14 protein-coding genes are annotated in these 15,728 nt (G+C 64.0%); 13 read left to right on the top strand and 1 reads right to left on the bottom strand.

What is annotated here, in order from left to right; translation table 11 throughout:
- The first annotated feature begins 40 nt into the window (after positions 1 to 40).
- The 8 genes from ACQ5ID_RS01410 to ACQ5ID_RS01375 all read left to right on the top strand — a co-directional run bounded on the left by ACQ5ID_RS01410 (position 41) and on the right by ACQ5ID_RS01375 (position 11,207).
- Positions 41 to 2,971 (top strand): M16 family metallopeptidase, encoded by a 2,931-nt coding sequence (locus ACQ5ID_RS01410; RefSeq protein ID WP_429910691.1) that lies wholly within the window; start codon positions 41 to 43, stop codon positions 2,969 to 2,971.
- Positions 2,972 to 3,042: 71 nt separating this feature from the next.
- Positions 3,043 to 4,968 (top strand): prolyl oligopeptidase family serine peptidase, encoded by a 1,926-nt coding sequence (locus tag ACQ5ID_RS01405; protein WP_429910690.1) that lies wholly within the window; start codon positions 3,043 to 3,045, stop codon positions 4,966 to 4,968.
- Positions 4,968 to 5,498, top strand: coding sequence for an SRPBCC family protein (locus ACQ5ID_RS01400; RefSeq protein WP_429910689.1), 531 nt, complete (start codon positions 4,968 to 4,970; stop codon positions 5,496 to 5,498). Before ACQ5ID_RS01405 ends, ACQ5ID_RS01400 begins: the two co-directional genes overlap by 1 nt.
- A 68-nt stretch (positions 5,499 to 5,566) precedes the next feature.
- A complete protein-coding gene (locus ACQ5ID_RS01395; protein ID WP_429910688.1) occupies positions 5,567 to 6,295 on the top strand; it encodes an FKBP-type peptidyl-prolyl cis-trans isomerase in 729 nt (242 codons plus the stop codon).
- The gene (argE, locus tag ACQ5ID_RS01390; RefSeq protein ID WP_429910687.1) at positions 6,292 to 7,449 is read left to right on the top strand and encodes an acetylornithine deacetylase; all 1,158 of its coding nucleotides are present in this window, start codon (positions 6,292 to 6,294) and stop codon (positions 7,447 to 7,449) included. Before ACQ5ID_RS01395 ends, argE begins: the two co-directional genes overlap by 4 nt.
- 426 nt (positions 7,450 to 7,875) lie before the next feature.
- Positions 7,876 to 8,886 (top strand): type I glyceraldehyde-3-phosphate dehydrogenase, encoded by a 1,011-nt coding sequence (gap, locus tag ACQ5ID_RS01385; protein ID WP_429910686.1) that lies wholly within the window; start codon positions 7,876 to 7,878, stop codon positions 8,884 to 8,886.
- A gap of 15 nt (positions 8,887 to 8,901) precedes the next feature.
- A complete protein-coding gene (locus ACQ5ID_RS01380) occupies positions 8,902 to 10,131 on the top strand; it encodes a phosphoglycerate kinase (protein WP_429910685.1) in 1,230 nt (409 codons plus the stop codon).
- Positions 10,132 to 10,184: 53 nt separating this feature from the next.
- Entirely contained in the window at positions 10,185 to 11,207 is a 1,023-nt protein-coding gene (locus tag ACQ5ID_RS01375; RefSeq protein WP_429910684.1) for a class I fructose-bisphosphate aldolase, read from the top strand.
- A 79-nt stretch (positions 11,208 to 11,286) separates the two neighbouring features.
- Here the strand turns inward: ACQ5ID_RS01375 and ACQ5ID_RS01370 are convergent, their stop codons facing one another.
- Positions 11,287 to 11,727 (bottom strand): peptidase S1, encoded by a 441-nt coding sequence (locus ACQ5ID_RS01370; protein ID WP_429910683.1) that lies wholly within the window; start codon positions 11,725 to 11,727, stop codon positions 11,287 to 11,289.
- 206 nt (positions 11,728 to 11,933) lie between these two features.
- Here ACQ5ID_RS01370 and thiE point away from each other — a divergent pair, with 206 nt between their 5' ends.
- The 5 genes from thiE (at position 11,934) to ACQ5ID_RS01345 (ending at position 15,696) form a co-directional block, all read left to right on the top strand.
- Positions 11,934 to 12,557 carry a thiamine phosphate synthase gene (gene thiE, locus ACQ5ID_RS01365; RefSeq protein ID WP_429910682.1) on the top strand — a complete coding sequence of 208 codons (624 nt, stop codon included), beginning with the start codon at positions 11,934 to 11,936 and terminating at the stop codon, positions 12,555 to 12,557.
- The gene (locus ACQ5ID_RS01360) at positions 12,491 to 13,666 is read left to right on the top strand and encodes a tetratricopeptide repeat protein (RefSeq protein WP_429910681.1); all 1,176 of its coding nucleotides are present in this window, start codon (positions 12,491 to 12,493) and stop codon (positions 13,664 to 13,666) included. Before thiE ends, ACQ5ID_RS01360 begins: the two co-directional genes overlap by 67 nt.
- A 51-nt stretch (positions 13,667 to 13,717) precedes the next feature.
- On the top strand, positions 13,718 to 14,236 hold the full coding sequence (locus tag ACQ5ID_RS01355; RefSeq protein ID WP_429910680.1) for a glycoside hydrolase family 108 protein: 519 nt from the start codon (positions 13,718 to 13,720) through the stop codon (positions 14,234 to 14,236).
- An 82-nt stretch (positions 14,237 to 14,318) separates the two neighbouring features.
- The gene (efp, locus tag ACQ5ID_RS01350; RefSeq protein ID WP_429910679.1) at positions 14,319 to 14,897 is read left to right on the top strand and encodes an elongation factor P; all 579 of its coding nucleotides are present in this window, start codon (positions 14,319 to 14,321) and stop codon (positions 14,895 to 14,897) included.
- Positions 14,898 to 14,919: 22 nt separating this feature from the next.
- A complete protein-coding gene (locus ACQ5ID_RS01345) occupies positions 14,920 to 15,696 on the top strand; it encodes an inositol monophosphatase family protein (protein WP_429910826.1) in 777 nt (258 codons plus the stop codon).
- The last annotated feature ends 32 nt before the right edge of the window (positions 15,697 to 15,728 follow it).

Below are 15,728 nucleotides of genomic sequence, written 5' to 3'. Positions count from 1 at the left end.
CGCGTGCATGATGAGCGCGCCAGCAATCCGGGAAACAACCATGAAAACCGTCAACGCTGCCAAGGGTCTGTTCGCCGGTATTCTGCTACTCGCCCTCGCGGCGTGCGCCGATGACCCGGCCCATACCGGTGACGTGCCAGCCGGTGATGCGGCGGCTGGGGGTATCGAAACGGAGTTCGCCCATCTCACCAGCGGCATTCCGGCTGATCCGGGCATACGCTTTGGCCAGCTCGATAACGGCATGCGCTACGCCATCATGCCCAATTCGACGCCCAGCGGCACCGCTGCCTTGCGTCTGGTCTTCAATGTGGGCTCGCTGGCCGAGGCTGAACATCAGCGCGGGCTGGCCCATTTCATCGAGCACATGGCCTTTAACGGCACCACCAACGTGCCAGAAGGCGAGATGATCCCGCTTCTGGAGCGCTACGGTCTGGCGTTCGGCCCTGACACCAACGCCTTCACCGGCCAGCAGGTGGTCGGCTATCAGCTGGATCTGCCCTCGGTGGAGGAGCAGATTGTCAAAACCGGCCTGTTCCTGATGCGCGAAACCGCCACCGAAATGGTGATGGATCAGGACGCGATAGACTCAGAGCGCGGCGTGATAAGGAGCGAGATGCGCTACCGTGATACGCCCATCCAGCGCTTCCTGATGAGCTATTACGGCTTTCTCTACCCCGATACGCTGGTTGCCGAGCGCAGCCCTATCGGCACGCTGGATGTCATCAATAACGCGCAGCGCGATGCCTTCATGGAGTACTATCAGGACTTCTACGTGCCCCAGCGCGCGCTTCTGGTGGTAACAGGCGATATCGACGCTGATGCCATCGAGGCGATGATCCGCGACGGGTTCGATATCGAGCTTCCCGGCCTTGATGTCAGCGTGGTTGAGGGCTTCTCGACCTGGCAGGCGCCCGCTGATGCACCTGCCCATCCCGATATCGGGACTGTCAGCGCGGCGGACGCGCCGCGTTTCGGCTATTTCCACGATCCGGAAGTCTTCACGCTGATCACCTATGATGTGATTGTCCCCGGTGGCCCCCGCCCCGACAGTGCGCAGGCGCGGGTGGAGTCCACCTTGCGTCAGCTGGGCAATGCCATCGTGCAGCGCCGTCTGCAGTCGCAGATCAATTCGGGCCTGTCGCCGCTGGTACAGGCGAACTTCTCCTATACGAACGATTTTGACCTTGCCCATCGCGCGGGCGTGTTCGCGGTGTCGTCGCTGGAGCGCTGGCGCGAAGGGCTGGCCGTTGTCGAGCAGGAGGTGCGCCGGGCGCTGGAGCACGGGTTCAGCCAGGCCGAGCTTGATGAGCAGATGTCCAATCTGCGCACCAGCGTGCGTAACTCGGTCAATGCTGCCCGCACGCGCCGCACGCCGGAACTGGCCGACGGTATCTGGCAGGGCTGGCTGGGCGGATCAACACTCAACCATCCCTCCTGGAAGGCCGAGTGGCTGGCCGCCAGCGAGGACCAGCTGACGCTCGAAAATGTCGAGGCCGCGTTCCGCGCCATCTGGGCGGCGGCACCGGCGCAAATCTATGTAGCCGTCAATGAGCCGGTTGAAGACGGGGAGGCGGCCGTACGCGAGGCGTGGAGCGAATCGAAGTCCACCCCCGTTGATCCGATGGACGAGGTGGACGCGAACGAGTTTGCCTATACCGATTTTGGACCTGCCGGAGAGGTGGTCGCGACCTCTTATGTCGAGGATCTCGACTTTCACCAGATCGAGTTTGCCAATGGCGTGCGGCTGAACGTCAAACAGACTGATTTTGAGGACAATATCATCCGCATCCGCGCCGAGTTCGGCGCGGGCGACCTCACGCCCCAGCCCACACCCGCCGCTGGCACCATTCTGGGCGCTGTGTTTGGCGGTGGCGGGCTGGAAGCCCATGACCGCGACGAGCTGCAACGCCTGCTGGCGGGCCGTTCGGTCGGCTATGGCCTCGGCGTGGGCGCAGACAGTTTTTCCTTCACCTCCGCCACAACGCCGGACGATTTCGAGCTGCAGATGCAGGTGCTGACCGCCTTCATGGTAGCGCCGGGCTGGCGTGATGACGGCTTGAGCCAGTTCCGTTCCATCGCCGAGGAAGTGCGCCGGGGGCAGAATGCACAGGCCGTTCAGGTGGCCGTGAACCGGGTCAGCCGGATGCTGCGCAATGGCGATCCGCGCTGGGGTTTCCCCGAAGCCGGGGAGATTGCCGCATTCACCATGGATCATGCCCGCTTGCTGGTGGCCGAAGCGCTCAGCACGGCGCCGCTGGAAATCACCATTGTCGGCGATATTGCGCTCGATGATGCCATTGCCATGACGGCGCGCACGTTCGGCGCCCTGCCGCAACGCGCAGACAGCTGGCCGGATTATGACGAGGCCCGCCAGCTCGGTTTCCCGGACCCGCGTGCCGAACCGGCCATCGTGGAGTTCAACGGTCAGGCCGATAGCGGTATGGCGAATATATACTGGCCTGTCGGTGATGCGTTCGACGCCCGGCGCGCCCGCGCACTCGATCTCATGGCTGAAGTCTACAATCTCAAGGCCACCGAGCGCTTCCGCGAGCGTGAGGGCGCAACCTACTCGCCCATCGTGTCCAGCCAGACCTCCATCATCTTCCCGGGCTATGGCTTCTTGTGGGTGGGACTGGATGTCGAGCGCGAGGATGTCGGGCGCATGTACGCGATTGCTGATGAGCTGGCTGCCGCGATGGCGGCAGGCGATATCAGCGAGGACGAGCTGCAGCGCGCGCGCCAGCCGGTGCTGGAGCGGTTGAACCAGAGCATGGAAAGCAACAGGATGTGGCTGGGCCAGATCAGCCGCTCGCAGACCTATCCTGAACGTCTGGACCGGCTGCGCACGGCTGTAGAGGATTATAACGCGGTGACGGTCGAGGAGATCGCGGCGCTGGCGTCAGAGTATCTTTCGTCTGAGCGTGCATACCGGGTTTCGATCCTGCCCCGGAGTGCAGGTGGGGGCGAATAGGCTCCCCGCGCATCCAGCCTTATGACGGGCCTGGTGCCCGCCTGCCGGACAGACAAAGGGAGTATGTGTTGATGAGAATGATCCTGCCCGCCGCGGTGTGTGTGGCCGCGATACTGGCCGCGCCTGCTCTGGCGCAGAGTGCCCCGGAACGGGTGACACGCGGCAATCTGGTGATGGAAAACATCCCGGAGATTCCCGGCGAGGTGCGCGAGCGTTTGCGCCAGTATCAGAATGTGCGCGGAGCGATGTTCTCCGATTTTGCCCCCGATGGCGGCATCTACATCACCACGCGTTTTGGCGAGACCGACCAGATCCACCACGTCGCCCAGCCCATGGGCGCGCGCCGCCAGATCACCTTCTATGACCAGCGCACCAGTGGCGCGACCGTCCGCCCTGATGGCTCCGGCCAGTTTCTTTTCAGCCGCGATGTCGGCGGGGACGAGTTCTTTCAGGGCTTCCTGTTCGATCCCGAACAATCACGCTCCATCCAGTTCACCACCGACCAGATCCGCAATCAGGGTTTCTCCTGGTCACGTGACGGGCGGATGATTGCCTGGGCGGCTGCCGGCTGGGGCGATGCCGATTACACGGTCTACATGGCTGATCCGGCCGACCCCACGACCGCGCAGGAAATCCTGCAGGGCGAAGGCGCGATGAGCCCGGTGGACTGGTCGCCGGACGGGTCGAAATTGCTGATCGGGCGCTATTTCTCGATCAACGAGTCCCGGCTCTACGTGCTGGACATCCAGGATGGCACGCTCACCCAGATCAATCCCGATGAGACCAATGCCTATGGCGCGGCACGCTTTGCGGCCGACGGCAATTCCATCTTCGTGGTGACCGACGAGGGGTCTGAGTTCCGCCGGATCATGGAAATCCCGCTGGATGGCGGTGAAAAGCGCGTCGTTGCCGAGCATGACTGGGACGTGCAGGTCATGGCCCTGTCGCCTGATGGCTCGACCATCGCCTACACGACCAATGAAGGCGGCATCTCGGAAATCTACATCATCAATGCGGCCAGTGGTGAGCGTCTGCCCGCCCCGGACCTGCCGGTTGGTCTGATCGGTGCCATCAGTTTCAGCGCCGATGGCTCGCTTATCGGCTTCACCCACAGCTCGGCTGCCTCGCCCGGTGACGCCTGGACCTATGATCTGTCCTGGCAGGAGCTGGTCCGCTGGACCCAGTCTGAAGTGGGCGGGCTCGACACCAGCCGCTTCCAGACCCCTGAACTTATCAGTTATGAGAGCTTTGACGGGCTGGAAGTTCCCGCCTTTGTGCATCGTCCGCCCGGCGACGGTCCCTATCCGGTGATTGTCTCCATCCATGGCGGCCCCGAAGCGCAGGCCCGCCCCGGCTTCAATGCTGCCTTCCAGTATTGGCAGCACGAGCTGGGCGCGGCGGTTGTCGTGCCCAATGTGCGCGGCTCGGCCGGGTACGGGAACGAATATGTCAATCTGGACAATGTGTTCCTGCGCGAGGACTCGGTGCGCGATATCGGCGCGCTGCTCGACTGGATCGCCACCCAGCCCGATCTCGATGAGAACCGCGTGGTCGTCTATGGCGGGTCTTATGGCGGCTATATGGTGCTGGCCTCGCTGATGCATTACTCGGACCGGCTGGCGGGCGGCATCAATATTGTCGGCATCTCCAATTTCGTGACCTTCCTGGAGAACACGGCCGGCTACCGGCAGGATCTGCGCCGCGCCGAATATGGCGATGAGCGTGACCCGGAAGTGCGCGAGTTCCTGGAGAGCATTTCGCCTGCCAATCACGCCCACCGCATCACGGCGCCGCTTTTCATCATTCAGGGTGCCAATGATCCGCGCGTGCCGCTCTCGGAGGCCGAGCAGATTCTCGCCGCCGTGCGTGAGGCGGGCGGTGATCCGTGGTATCTTGTTGCACTTGATGAGGGCCATGGCTTTGCCCGGCAGTCCAACCGCGACTTCCAGCGCGAGGCCGAGACACTCTTCCTGAGGGATGTTCTGGGGCTGGACTGATGCGAGTTGCTGCTGCTGCCGCACTGCTGGTTTTCTTGGCCGCTCCGGCATGGGCAGAGCAACGGCCTGCGCCCATGCCGGAGCGGGCCGTAACCGCCAGCGTGGTGGTGGAACTGCCCGTCGACGAAGCCTGGCAGCTCTGGACCACGCAGGAGGGCATTGCCAGCTTCTTCGCGCCTGCATCGAACATCGAGCTGCGCCCGCAAGGCCCGTTCGAGCTTTTCTTCGCACCCGATGCCGAGCCCGGCCAGCGCGGATCAGAAGAGACGATCATTCTGGGATATCAGGAAAACCGCATGCTCTCGGTCAGCTGGGCCCTGCCGCCCTACATGACCGAAGTGCGGCCTCACCACACGCATCTCCTTATCCGCTTTGAACCGTTGGACGGGGCGTTGACCCGCGTCAGCCTGACCCATTCAGGCTGGGGTGAGGGCGAGGCATGGGATACGGCTTTCGCCTATTTCGAGCGCGTCTGGCCGCATGTTCTCACCTCCATGCCGTCGGCAATGACTGATGCGGCGGGTGACTGAACGGCTTCATCTGCTATGAATCCAGCACTCTGGCCCGCTATGACCCCGGCCAGCCCAGGAGATATTTCATGCTGACTCGCCTTGCGATAACCGCCTCGATCGCCGCTCTTGTGCTCGCCGCCTGCGGGGAGCGTGACGCGCCCGCGCCGGTGGAAGAAACCACCGTGCCGCCCGCCGTGGATACCGGTGAGGAGACGATCACGCTCTCCCCTCTGGAGCCGGAAGAAAGCGCTGAAGCCTTCCGTACCCGCGTGGAAGGGATGAGCGAAGAGGATCGGGCGGCTGCGATATTCCAGCGCGAGCTGCGCATGGCGCGCGGGTGTGAGCATGGCGACCTGCCGCTGCACAGCTTTGCTGCGCGCGAGCGCGGCGAGGACGAGTCCAGCGCCGATTACAATGGCGCGATGGCCGAAGAATTCCTTCACCGCAATGCCGAGCAGCCTTGCGTCTACAACACGCCCTCGGGTCTGCAATTCCGGATCGAGCGGGCGGCCGGCCCGGATAATCCTTCTCCGGTGCGCGGCGAGTATGTGCGCGTCCACTACGCAGGCCAGCTGCTGGATGGCAGCGAGTTCGACAGCTCCTATGCGCGCGGTGAACCGGCAGAATTTCCGTCCGACCGCCTGATCGCAGGCTGGGTCGAGGCCCTGCCGCTGATGCGCGTCGGCGAGAAGTGGACGCTCTATATTGCGCCTGAGCTTGGCTATGACGCGCGCGGCACGCCGGGCGGGCCGATCCCGCCCAACGCAGCGCTGGTCTTCCAGCTCGAACTGCTTGGCCTGCCGGATCGCGAATGAGCCGGAGCCCGCAAGCCATTGCGCTGCTTGAACGCCTGATCGCGTTCGACACCACTTCGCGCAATTCCAATCTCGCCCTCATTGACTGGGTGGAAGACTATCTGACCGGGCTGGGCGCGCGCTGCGAGCGCGTGCCGAGCGCGGACGGGCAGAAATCCAATCTGCATGCCTTTATCGGACCGGAAACCGATGGCGGGGTCGTGCTCTCCGGCCATACCGATGTGGTCCCCGTGGATGGCCAGAACTGGTCGACCGATCCGTTCGTGCTCACCGAGAAAGAAGGCAAGCTCTACGGGCGCGGCACGTGCGACATGAAGGGCTTTGTCGCCTGCGCGCTGGCTGCCGCGCCCGATCTGGCGGCTGCACCCCTCAAACGCCCGGTCCATTTCGCGCTCTCCTATGATGAGGAGGTGGGCTGTCAGGGCGCACCCTCCATGATCGAAGCGATTGCCGCCGGGCGTCCCAAACCCTCTGCCGTGCTGGTGGGCGAGCCCACAGGCATGAAGGTGGTGACGGGCCATAAGGGGCTCTATTCGGTGCGTGTGGAGATCACCGGCCGCGAAGCCCATTCCAGCCTGATCAATGCCGGTGCGTGCGCGGTGACCAACGCCGTGATCCTGATGGATTTCCTGCGCCGCGAAGGCGAGGCGCTGCGCGCGGCTGCTCCTGAAGACAGCCCGTTCGACCCGCCTTTTGGCACGCTGACCATTGGCCGGATGGGTGGCGGATCGGCGATGAATATCCTCGCCAAGGACGCCTGGTTTGAAGCCCTGATGCGCCCGGCGCCCTGGGATGACGGCCCCGGCGTGGGCCGGCGCCTGCGCGAACTGGCCGCTGAGGTGGAAGCCGATATGCGCCGCACCGCGCCGGACGCCTCCATCCGCATCACTGAAGTGTCCAACGTGCCGCCCTTGCGGCCTGAAACGAACGGCGAGGCCGAAGGCATTGCCCGCGCCCTGACCGGCGATAATGCGCCGCGCGTCGTCTCCTACGGCACGGAAGGCGGGCAGTTTCAGGATGGCGGCATGTCAGCGGTGATCTGCGGACCCGGCCATATCGATCAGGCCCACCAGCCGGACGAGTTTGTTGAAATAAGCCAGCTCGAAGCTTGCATGGTCTTCCTGAAAAAGCTGGAACAGCGCCTGAGCGCCTAAAGCAGCTGCTTCAAAGTTGTCCTCCCCCGTTTACGGGGAAGGTGTCTGGCTGCGTGGGGGCTTTCCACCGGGGTCCCCCGCCCCGACGGGGGACCCAGTTTTCAGAACGCCACCGGACCTCTCCATCGTCCGCGTTTTCCCGGCGGAAGCCGGGATCCAGTTGTAACACTTCCCTCCGCGTCGGCTCATGTGTGTGAAATGCCGGGAAGGCGGGGTGCCGGCAAGATTGTCTGGGTCCCCGCTCGGGGGCGGGGACCCCGGTGTTTCGGCGTTCCTGCTTATTCCGGCCGCCCCAGCCGCAAAGCATCGCCGCTCGTGTATGGACGTGGCGTGGGGAAGCGTCTAAACCCCGTGCGCAATTGCCCGGCGCGGAGCTGCCGCTGCAGGGTTCCCAAAGTTTCTAGCGGATTTTTGAAGGAGCGCGTCATGGCTCTTCGGGTGGCGATTAACGGGTTTGGCCGTATCGGGCGTCTGGCCCTGCGGGCGGTGCTGGAGCATCAGCGCTGGCATGAGGTGGAGGTCGTTGCGATCAATGACAGCGCCACGCCGGAGGTGAATGCGCACCTGCTGACCTATGACAGCGTGCACGGCCGCTATCCGCGCGAGATCAAGCTGTTTGAAGACGGGTTCGATGCCGGCTTTGGCAAGATCACCAAGGTCTCCAACCGCGATCCGTCCCAGCTGCCCTGGAAGGATCTGGGCATTGATCTGGTGCTGGAATGCACCGGCAAGTTCAACGACAAGGCGACGGCCTCCGCGCACCTCTCCTCCGGTGCCAAGCGCGTGCTCTGCTCGGCCCCTGCCAAGAATGCCGACAAGACCATCGTCTATGGCGTCAATCATACCAGCCTCACCGCAGACGATGTGATCGTCTCCAACGCGTCGTGCACGACCAACGGCCTCGCGCCCGTCGCCAAGGTGCTCAATGACGCCATCGGCATCGAGCACGGTCATATGACGACCATCCACGCCTATACGGGAGACCAGCCGACGCTGGACCGCAATCACAAGGATCTGCACCGCGCGCGCGCTGCCGCCATGTCGATGATCCCGACGACGACCGGCGCAGCGAAAGCTGTAGGCGAGGTGCTGCCGGAGCTGAAGGGCCGTCTTGATGGTTCGGCCATCCGCGTGCCGACCCCGAATGTCTCGGTCATCGATCTGGTGTTCACGCCGGGGCGCGAGACCAGCATCGAGGAAATCAACGCCGCGATCCGCGAGGCGGCTGACGGCCCGATGAAGGGCGTGCTCGGCTATGACACCCTGCCGCTCGTCTCCATCGACTATAATCACGATCCGCGCTCATCCATCGTGGCCATCGACAAGACCAATGTGATCGGCGGCAAACTGGCGCGCGTGATGACCTGGTATGATAATGAATGGGGCTTTGCCTGCCGTATGATCGATACGGCGGTGGCGATGGGCCGGCTGATCTAGGAACTGAACAGACCCATGAGCGAAGGCAAGATTGCCCGTCTGGAAGACGCGCAGGTTTCCGGCAAGCGCGTACTGGTGCGTGTGGATTTCAACGTGCCGATGGCCGATGGCAAGGTCAGCGATGATACGCGCCTGAAGTCAGCCCTGCCGACCATCCAGCATCTGACCGAAAAAGGTGCAAAGGTGATCCTGCTGGCCCATTTCGGCCGCCCGAAGGGCAAGCCCGAACTTGGCCAGAGCCTGAAACCTGTCGTCGCACCCTTGTCCGAACTGCTCGGCGCGCCGGTGCGCTTTGCCGGTGACTGTGTAGACAAGCTGGCCGAAAAGGCGGTGTCCGAGCTGAAGGATGGCGAGGTTCTGCTGCTGGAGAACACGCGCTTTCACGCGGGCGAAGAGGCCAACGATCCTGACTTCGCTGCGCAGCTGGCCGCGCTTGGCGATGTCTATGTAAACGATGCCTTCTCGGCGGCGCACCGCGCCCATGCCTCTACCGAAGGCGTGGCGCGCCTGCTGCCCGCCTATGCCGGCCTCGCCCTGCAGCGGGAGACCGACCATGTGGCGGCGGCGCTGGACAATCCTGAGCGCCCGCTGCTGGCGATTGTCGGCGGGGCGAAAGTGTCGACCAAGATCGATCTTCTGATGAATCTGGTCACCAAGGTGAACCGGCTCTTTGTCGGCGGCGCGATGGCCAACACCTTCCTCGCCGCCAAGGGCACCGATGTCGGCAAAAGCCTTTATGAGCCGGACCTGCTCTCCACCGCGCGCGAAATCATCGCGGCAGCGCAAAAGTCCGGCTGCCAGCTCCTGCTGCCCGAAGACGTGGTGGTGGCGCGCGAACTGAAAGCGAAAGCCGCCCGGCGCGTGGCGGGGCTCGATGAAATTGCCCGCGACGAGATGATTCTCGATTGCGGCCCGGCGACGATTGATGCGCTGGCCGATTCCATCGAGAGCGCAAAGACGCTGGTCTGGAACGGGCCTCTGGGTGCGTTCGAGATGACGCCGTTTGATACCGGCACGGTGGAGGCGGCCCGCTTTGCCGCCCAGCGCGTGCGCGAGGGCGAGCTGGTGGCGGTCGCAGGCGGCGGTGATACGGTGGCCGCGCTCAATCATGCGCGCATTGCCGGTGATTTCACCTTCATCTCGACGGCCGGCGGGGCATTTCTGGAATGGCTGGAAGGCAAATCCCTTCCCGGCATCGAGGTTTTGCGGCAAACCGCACAAACGGATATGGACACTGCGTCCTAGCAATAGTGCCGCACACGCACGCGATCAGCAGGCAATACGGGGGAGTTTGAAACATGGATATTGATGCGCTCTACGAAACCGCGATGCGCATGGTCGCGCCGGGCAAGGGCATTCTGGCGGCGGACGAATCCACCGGGACGATCAAAAAGCGCTTTGACACGATCAAGCTGGAATCGACCGCGGACAGCCGCCGGGACTGGCGCGAAATGCTGTTCCGCACCGAACCGGCGATGAGCGAGCATATCTCCGGTGTCATCCTCTATGACGAGACCTTGCGCCAGAAAGCCAAGGACGGCACGCCGCTGGCCGAGCTGATCGCCAAGACGGGCGCGGTGCCGGGCATCAAGGTGGATACCGGCGCCAAACCGCTGGCCGGTGCGCCGGGCGAGATGATTACCGAGGGGCTTGATGGCCTGCGCGAGCGCCTGGCCGAGTATCACGCGCTTGGCGCGCGCTTTGCCAAATGGCGCGCCGTCATCAATATCGGCGCTGGCGGCGATGAGAGCGTACCGTCCCAGTACTGCATCAACACGAATATGCACGCGCTCGCGCGCTATGCGATGCTGTGCCAGGAAGCGGGTATCGTGCCGATCGTCGAGCCCGAAGTCATCATGGATGGCGACCACGATATCGACCGCTGCTACGAGGTGACCGAGTTTGGCTTAAAGCGCCTCTATGCCGAGCTGTTCGAGCAGGGCGTGGTGCTGGAAGGCACTATCCTGAAACCCAACATGGTGATCTCCGGCACGAATTGCGCCACGCAGGCGGGCCGCGAGGAGGTCGCCGAGATGACGGTGCAGTGCCTGACCAATTGCGTGCCGGCCTCCGTGCCGGGCATCGCCTTCCTGTCGGGCGGGCAGTCGGATGTGGATGCGACTGCGCACCTCAACATCATGAATGCGGGCTTTGACCTGCCCTGGCCGCTGACCTTCTCCTATGGCCGCGCGCTGCAGGCCGCGCCGCTGGCCGCCTGGGGCGGCAAGGATGAAGTGGCTGGCCAGAAAGCCTTCAATCACCGCGCGAAGATGAATGGCCTTGCCGCGCTCGGCGAATGGGATGAGGGGCTTGAGGGGTAGGCTCCGTCTATTCCCGCCATAGCAAAAAAGGCCCGGCATTGCCGGGCCTTTCTCGTATCGGTACCGGGAAAACCCGAACCTAGAACTCGGTGAAGTAGACCACCGCGTTGGCCGTGCCGCCCGAATAGGTGCCGACCCAGATGTCATACTGGCCGGAGCCGGAGATGGTGACGCGCGGGTTCAGACCGTCGAAATCGTCATTGCAGTACCAGCGGCCATCCGGGCCGTTGACCACGATGGTGGTGTCGGCGTTCGATTCAGCCCCGATGGAGATGCGGCCGCCATTGAAATTCAGGCGCACATCCGGCGCGTCGGAGATCGAGCCAACACAGCCAGAACCCAGACGGCTGGCATTGATATTGCCGCCGGCGACGACGTTGACGGCGTAGGGATCAGGCAGGAAGCCGGCGTTCAGCGAAAACGTGCCGAAATTCGGGTTCAGGGAATAATTCTGGGCGGACGCAGCAGCGCCCATGGCCAGCGCGGCAAAGGCAGCGCAGGCAACACTTCTGGCAATCATGAAAGTCTCCATAAGGAACGGGGAGCATCCCCCTCAATGCCAGCGGATGACAGGAAATTCCCCGCTAACATCTTGATGGCTAGCAGGCTTTTATAAGGGAACTAAGCGAAATTTTTGCGCATGCGCAGTATGCCGCGGCCCGTGCCGCCTTGGCCTCGGCAGGCCCGGCTTTCGCTGGCGGCTCGAAGCGTGTATCCGGTTCTCCCATGTCGAACTGCCAGCTTTATCTCATCACCCCGCCGCGCATTGATGCCGGATTTGCAGACCTGCTGGACGCGGTGCTGGCCGAGGGCGTGGCAAGCGTCCTGCAGATACGCCTGAAGGATCAGCCCGAAAACCAGCTGCCGGGCCTGATCCCCCCGCTGGTGAAGACCGCGAAGCGTCATGGCGTATCGGTGCTGATGAATGACCGGCCGGACCTCGCCGTCCATTACGCCATGGAGGGGGTCCATATCGGTCAGGAGGACGCGCCTTATGCGCAGGCGCGCGCGGCGGTGGGCAAGACCGGCATTGTCGGCGTCACCTGCCATGACAGCCGCCATCTGGCGATGACAGCGGCGGAAAAAGGCGCAGACTATGTCGCCTTCGGTGCAATGTTTCCCACTGCCACGAAATCGCCCAAGGCGTCGGCTTCTGTGGATATTATCGAGTGGTGGAGCGAAGTCTTTGAGGTGCCATGCGTAGCGATTGGCGGGATTACGCCGGACAATGCCGGTCCGGTGATAGAGGCGGGCGCGGATTTCATCGCGGTATCGGGCGGGGTGTGGAACCATCCCGCCGGTCCGGTGGAGGCCGTGCGGGCCTTTGGGGCGCTGCTCTCGGCGCGCTAGGCGCGCTGTCGCTGGCCAGCGCCTTCGCCGCTGCACAGGAACCGGCCTTGCCGCCGGGCCTTGCCGAAGAGGCCGAACGCGACCGGTCTGGCGAAGCCATTGAAGAGCGCAGCCCGTCTGATCAGGCGATGGCGCGTGCATCGGCCGCTTACCTGAGGGGCGACTATCTGAGCGCGCGCGTCCATGCCGAGCGTGCCGCAGCTGCCGGGGATCCGCGCGGTGCCACGTTTGCGGGCCACATCCTTCTGCACGGCCTGTCTGGCACGGCAGATGATGTGGGCGCGGTGCGCTGGCTGCGCCGGGCGGCCGAGCACGACGATATTGACGCGCTGGTGATCCTGGCGTCGCTGGCAGCCGAGCGCCGGGGCGGGCTGGAGCCGTTCCATGCACGCGAGTTTCTAAGTCAGGCCGCCGAGACCGGCGATGCGCGCGGCGCGTATGAGTTTGGCACTTTCCTGCGTGATACAGGCGATCCGGGCGTATCGCATCTGGCGCTGGACTGGCTGCGGCTGGCGGCAGAGGCCGGTATGCCGCGCGCCATGGCTGCCTATGCCGCCGCGCTGGATGACTGGGTACACGGGCCGGGCGACCCTGCTCTTGCCCGTCCCTGGTATATCCGCGCGGGCGAGGCGGGCGATGCGCCCTCAGCCGCGATTGCAGGCGTCATGCTGATTACCGGCGAGGGCGGGCCAGCCGACGAGGAAGCGGGCCGTACCCTGCTGCGCCATGCCGCCGAGATGGGACTGCCCGCAGCGATGGGTGATTATGCCCTGCTCTTGATGCAGGACGCTGAAAGCACGGGCGGAGATTTCGAGCGCGCTGCCGCATGGGCGCGGCGCGGCGCGGAAGCCGGCGATGCGCAGGCCCAGTTCCTCTATGCGGGCGCGCTGGCCACCGGCCGGGGCGTGCTGCGTAATATGGAACAGGCTTATGTGTGGGTCAGGCGGGCGGGCTATCCGCGGGAGAACTCGCTGGAAGACGACCCCCAGCGCGACCGGCTGGAAGCCCAGCTGGAGGGGCTTTTCACTCACGATACGCTGACCCGGCTGGAAGCTGAGGCGATCTCCGGAATGGCGGACAGATACCGGCTCAATCCGGCTGGGGACTAAAGGGGCGCATACTGGCGGGCCTGATGATCCAGTCCCGCCGGAGCTCTCCCCATGTCTGACGCTTTCGCCCAAGCCCTTGCCCATGTGCTGGTCCATGAGGGCGGCTATGTCGACCATCCCGATGATCCCGGCGGCGCGACCAATTTCGGCATTACGCTGGCCACCCTGCAAGGCTGGCGCGGGCGCAGCGTGACGAAGGCCGATGTGCGCGCGCTGACGAAGGGCGAGGCGGGCGAAATCTACAAGGCGCGCTACTGGGATAGCTGCCGGTGCGATGAGCTGCCGGGGCCGGTGGCCTTCATCGTCTTCGATGCGGCGGTCAATCACGGGGCCGGGCGCGCCGTACGTATCCTGCAGGAGGCGGTTGGCGTTATCGCGGACGGACGGATCGGCCCGGTGACGCTGGGCGCCGTGGCGTCAGCCCGGCCCGCAGCCCTTGTCACCGAGATCGCCGCCCGGCGCATGGTGCTCTACGGCAATCTTGCCCATTTCCGCACATTCGGCCTTGGCTGGTCACGGCGCCTGATGGGGACGCTTATCGGCGCACTCCCCACCAGCCTTGCCGCATGACGCTCGCGCTGATACACCCGCGCCCGATTTGATGTGGCATCCCCGCCGCCTTGGCAGGCAGGGGTCAGTGGGAAGTTTTCCGATGAAGATCAACGGTAACGAAATCAAGCCGGGCATGGTGATCAAGCACCAGGACACGCTGTGGACGGCTGTGAAAGCCGACCATGTGAAGCCGGGCAAGGGCGGTGCGTTCGCGCAGGTCGAGCTGAAGAACATTCTTGATGGCCGCAAGCTCAACGAGCGCTTCCGCTCTGCCGACAAGGTGGAGCGTGTGCGCCTCGATCAGCGTGATTATCAGTATCTCTACGCCGAGGGCGAGATGCTGGTCTTCATGAACACCGAAACCTATGAGCAGATCTCGCTGCACATCGATTTCGTCGGCGAGGAGCGGGCGGCCTATCTGACTGATGGCATGATGGTGGTGGTCGAGCTCTATGAAGACAAGCCGATCGGCGTTGAGCTGCCCCAGCATGTCGAGTTGGAAGTCATCGACACCGAGCCGGTGGTCAAGGGCCAGACGGCGGCGAACTCCTACAAGCCTGCCATCCTGACCGGTAATATCCGCTCCGCCGTGCCGCCCTTCGTGGGCGTGGGCGAGCGTGTGGTGGTGGCGACCGAGGACGGCTCTTACGTGCGCCGCGCCGAAATGGGAAGCTTCTGATTTGGCTCAAGTTTCTGCCCTCATGCAGGTGATGACCGGCGCCGTGCGCAAGGCGGGCCGCAAGCTCGCGCGCGATTTCGGCGAGGTGGAGCATCTGCAGGTCTCCAAAAAAGGCCCGGCCGATTTCGTGTCCACAGCAGATGCGAAGTCTGAGGAAATCCTCTTTGAGGAGCTCTCAAAAGCCCGGCCCGGCTACAGCTTCCTGATGGAAGAGCGCGGGCTGGTGGAAGGGACAGACAAGTCCCACCGCTGGATCGTTGATCCGCTGGACGGCACCACGAATTTCCTGCACGGCCAGCCGCATTTTGCGGTCTCGGTGGCGCTGGAGCGCGAGGGCGAGCTGATTGCGGGCATTGTCTACAACCCCGCGACCGACGATTTCTTCCACGCAGAAAAGGGCCGCGGCGCCTATATGAATGACCGCCGCCTGCGCGTGTCTGGCCGCGAGCATTTCGATGAATGCGTGATCGCCACCGGCATGCCGTTCGCGGGCAAGTCCGGCCATGCCAAATTCCTCACCGAGCTGCACGCCATCATGCCTCATACGGCCGGAATCCGGCGCTATGGCGCGGCCTCGCTCGATCTGGCGTGGGTGGCGGCGGGCCGGTTTGACGGCTTCTTCGAGCGCGGCCTGAAAGCCTGGGACATTGCTGCCGGCATCGTGCTGGTGCGCGAGGCGGGCGGCTATGCCGGTTCGCTGGACGGTACCGGTGATGTGCTGGAGACCGGCCATATCGTGGCCGGTAACGAGTTCGTCTTCGGCGAGCTGAAAAAGCGTCTGTCGCAAGTCGGCAAGTAGGCGTTCTTCGCCCAAAAACAGCCAAGAAGCTT

The organism is Glycocaulis sp., from assembly GCF_050485565.1.
GTDB lineage: Bacteria > Pseudomonadota > Alphaproteobacteria > Caulobacterales > Maricaulaceae > Glycocaulis.
Note: the sequence above shows the minus strand (reverse complement) of the source record. Positions and strands in the feature narration are given on the sequence as shown.